Below are 3,228 nucleotides of genomic sequence, written 5' to 3'. Positions count from 1 at the left end.
CAGTGCGGCGGCGGTCAGGGAGGCGAGGAAGCCGTCCAGCAGGGCGGTCTGCGTGTCGGCCGGGAACCGCTCGGGGTCGAACAGCGCCTGGACGACGAGCCCGTGCGTGAACGCGACCGCCGTGGCCGCCAGTCGTTCCGCGTCGGCGCCCGCGGGCACTTCGCCCAGGTCGAGCGCGGCCCGCAGGTGCGGCAGGACGGCGGCGCGCAGCCGGGCGTAACGGGCGGCCTGGTCGGCGCCGAGCCCGGGATCGGCCAGCGCGAGGTCCCAGGAACTGACCCAGATGCGGTTGCGCGCGGCGTCGGCCGGGGCCAGCGGCAGGATGTCGAGCAGCGCCGCACGCAGCGCGGCCAGGCCGGGGGCGGGAGGTTCGCGGCGGGGCCGTCCGGCGGTGTCCTTCTCCAGCAGGTGCAGGGCGTGGCCGACCAGGTCGCGCTTGGTGGGGAAGTAGTGCATGAGCATCCCGGTGGAGACGCCCATCGCGGCGGCGACGGCACGCAGGGTCAGCCCGCCGAACCCCTTGTCGGCCAGCACCTGCCAGACCGCCTTCGAGACGTCTTCGCGGCGGGCTTCACGGTCTCCGGGGGCCGGTGGCATGCTGTTACCTTACATACCGAACGCTCGTTATGTACCGGTGGAGGTCCCCCTTGTTCGCATTGCCGCTCGACGACCAGGCTCAGCTCCGTCCGCTGGAGCCGTGGCAGGCGCCGGAGTTCCTGGCCCACATCGACCGGGCCAGGCCGAACGTCGACCCGTGGATCCCGTGGGCCTCACGCAGCACCGACCTGGCCTCGGCCACCGCCGTCCTGCAGCGCTACGCCGACAGCCAGGCCGCCGACGGCGGCCGGATCTACGGCATCTGGCTGGAGGGACGGCTGGTGGGCGGCGTCATGTTCGTCACCTTCGACGCCGGGTCCGGGGTGTGCGAGATCGGCTGCTGGCTGGAGGCCGACGGGGCCGGCCGCGGGCTGGTGACCAGGTCGTGCCGGGCGCTGATCGACTGGGCGTTCAAGGAACGCGGGATGAGCCGGGTCGAGTGGTGGGTGGCGCCGGAGAACGTCCGCAGCGTGGCGGCCGCGCGCCGGCTGGGCATGACCCGCGAGGGGGTGCTGCGGCGGCGCTACCCCCATCGCGGGGTACGGCAGGACAGCGAGGTCTGGGCGGTCCTCGCCGACGAATGGCCCGCCTGATTTCACGTCCGGGCAGGCTCGTTCCGGCGGGGTCGGGAGTGGAGCCTGCGCAGGGCTTTCATGTCCCGGCGGGTTCGTTCCGGCGGGGCCGGGAGCGGAGCCTGCGCAGGACGAGCAGCCCGCCGATGCCGGGCACGAACGGCAGCACGCCCGCCCCCGACACGCTCGCCGACATCGAGGCGGCCCCGATGACGGTCAGGTACGACAGCCCGTGCAACGGTCCCACGACGCCGGACACCTCCTCGAGATGCACGGTGAGCAGGTTGGCCAGCAGCACGACCAGGGAGATCGCCTCGATCGCGGCCGCGACATGCAACATCCGCACGCCGCTCACGCCCCCGCCGAGCCCGGCCGGACGATCATGAGCACCACGACGACCGCCCACACCAGGTTGTAGACGCCCGCCAGCATCGACAACGTCCGCAGCGGACGCGCGTCGCCCGGGGTCTTGAGCGCGGCGCGCTGGCGCGGGTGGATCTGCGTGGCGAGCAGGCCGCCCGCGACGACGGTGAGGACCATGGCCAGGGTGATCCAGATCTCGCCCATCCGGCCCTGGAGCAGGGCCAGCGCGATCCCGGCCGCCGGGACGACGAGCCCGAAGGCGGCGTAACCACCGGTGATGCGGTGCAGCGCGGCGGCGACCGCGTGGTTGCGATCGCCGCCGGTCGCGGTGTTGTGGCCGCCGCCGTGCGGAGGGTTGTGTCCGCCGTCGTCCGTGCGGCTGCGCTCGCCGACGTCGGCGAGCTGGGCGAGGGGCGCGTAGCGGGGGAACAGGCTGGTCGCGACGGCGGAGCCGCCGACGAACACGATGGACGCCAGAACGTGCACGGACAGCAGGACGTGATCCACGGGGGTCTCCTCGGATAACCTTCAACTGGACTGAAGCTTAGCTTGAGCTTCAGTCGCCTTGAAGGTCGGGGTGTCCCGTGGTCGGCTCAGCGTGCGGTTTCGCCGCCGAACGCCGTCCGGATGGCCTGGCCCACCTGCTGCTGGATCGGGTCGGCCGCGGGGCCGAAGAGGCGGTCGTCGACCTGGGCGATCACGTCCTTGGCCGCCTGGAGCAGCCGGGCGCCCTCGGGCGTGACCTCGATCGCCGACGCCGAGCCCGCCCGGGCCGTACGGTCGTGCACGAGGCCGGCCCGGACCAGCGCCTTCACCGCGGAGTGCACGCTCTGCACGGTGGTGCCCGACATCCTGGCCAGGTCGCTGAACGACACGCCGGGCACCCCGGCGATGTGGCCGAGCAGCCCGAGCCTGCTGACGGTGAGGTCCAGCGGGGCCAGCGCGGCGTTCAGCTCGGTCTCGACGCGCCGGGCCAAGGTCAGCACGATGATGGAGGGGCTGGTCACGGGCGGGACGTTCTCGATGCTCACCGCCCCAGTCTCCCGCAACCCGGCCCGCGTCCGATGTCGCGGACCGTCAGGCCGCGTCGGAGCGGACGGTTTCGCGCGGCCGCTCGCCGTCATCTTTCGCGGGAACTCAGGACGTACCAGGCTCGGACGGCCGAACCCGCCAGCCACGCCCGATCATCCGCACCAGCGCCGGATCGACGATCAGATGACGGAACGGCCTGATCGCGGCCATGTAGGCTGCCCCGAACCACCCGTTCGGCTTGACCAGCACCGCCATCTGCGCCCGGTGCCCGCCGGCGCCGTCGGGCACCCAGCCGATGTGCATGACCGTGTGCACGGTCCGGTTGGCCAGCTCGGCGGCCCATTCGTCCCCCGTCAGGTAGACCGAGGTGAGCGGGACGGCGCGGAACGCGGGCCCCGGCGGCGCGTCGCGCAGGTCCTGGGGCAGCCGCTCGCGCAGAGAACGCACCCGGACGCCGAGCCCGGTGCGCGGACCGTCCCAGCCGAGCAGCCGGCCCACCTTCCAGCGCAGCGCGAACAGCGCGCGGGCGGCGCCGGTGAACCGTCCTTCGCCGGACGACATCTGCCGCACCAGCCTGGCCAGGTCACCCGGGCCGCCCGGGGTGGGCGGGGCCCACACGTCCTCGACCCGGAAGTCGGGCGTCAGCGCGTGAATCCGCCAGGGG

The 3,228-nt window shown here is 73.3% G+C and carries 6 protein-coding genes; 1 reads left to right on the top strand and 5 read right to left on the bottom strand.

All coding sequences use genetic code 11. The annotated features are described in order from the left end of the window. A partial coding sequence (locus tag HII36_RS54190; protein ID WP_173531206.1) for a TetR/AcrR family transcriptional regulator occupies positions 1-597 on the bottom strand: 597 nt, incomplete at its 3' end. Between the two features lie 50 nt (positions 598-647). Between HII36_RS54190 and HII36_RS54185 the strand changes: the two genes are divergently transcribed. Next, positions 648-1,190 (top strand): GNAT family N-acetyltransferase, encoded by a 543-nt coding sequence (locus tag HII36_RS54185; protein WP_173531205.1) that lies wholly within the window; start codon positions 648-650, stop codon positions 1,188-1,190. A gap of 58 nt (positions 1,191-1,248) precedes the next feature. On the opposite strand, the gene HII36_RS54180 is transcribed toward HII36_RS54185, so the two are convergent. From HII36_RS54180 to HII36_RS54165, 4 genes are all read right to left on the bottom strand, one after another. Continuing rightward, a complete protein-coding gene (locus HII36_RS54180; protein ID WP_173531208.1) occupies positions 1,249-1,509 on the bottom strand; it encodes a hypothetical protein in 261 nt (86 codons plus the stop codon). A gap of 11 nt (positions 1,510-1,520) precedes the next feature. Then, entirely contained in the window at positions 1,521-2,039 is a 519-nt protein-coding gene (locus tag HII36_RS54175; protein ID WP_173531204.1) for a hypothetical protein, read from the bottom strand. 86 nt (positions 2,040-2,125) lie between these two features. After that, entirely contained in the window at positions 2,126-2,563 is a 438-nt protein-coding gene (locus tag HII36_RS54170; RefSeq protein ID WP_328808318.1) for a MarR family winged helix-turn-helix transcriptional regulator, read from the bottom strand. 106 nt (positions 2,564-2,669) lie between these two features. After that, on the bottom strand, positions 2,670-3,228 hold a 559-nt coding region (locus tag HII36_RS54165), incomplete at its 5' end, for a DUF2867 domain-containing protein (RefSeq protein WP_173531203.1).

Origin of the sequence: Nonomuraea antri (assembly GCF_013283785.1) — a bacterium.
Taxonomy (GTDB): domain Bacteria; phylum Actinomycetota; class Actinomycetes; order Streptosporangiales; family Streptosporangiaceae; genus Nonomuraea; species Nonomuraea antri.
The sequence above is the reverse complement of the archived record's forward strand: the minus strand, read 5'-3'. Positions and strand labels throughout refer to the sequence as shown.

Excerpts from the sequence above, each read along its gene's own strand:
- HII36_RS54180 (WP_173531208.1), bottom strand. The coding sequence starts at position 1,509 with ATGTTGCATGTCGCGGCCGCGATCGAGGCGATCTCCCTGGTCGTGCTG.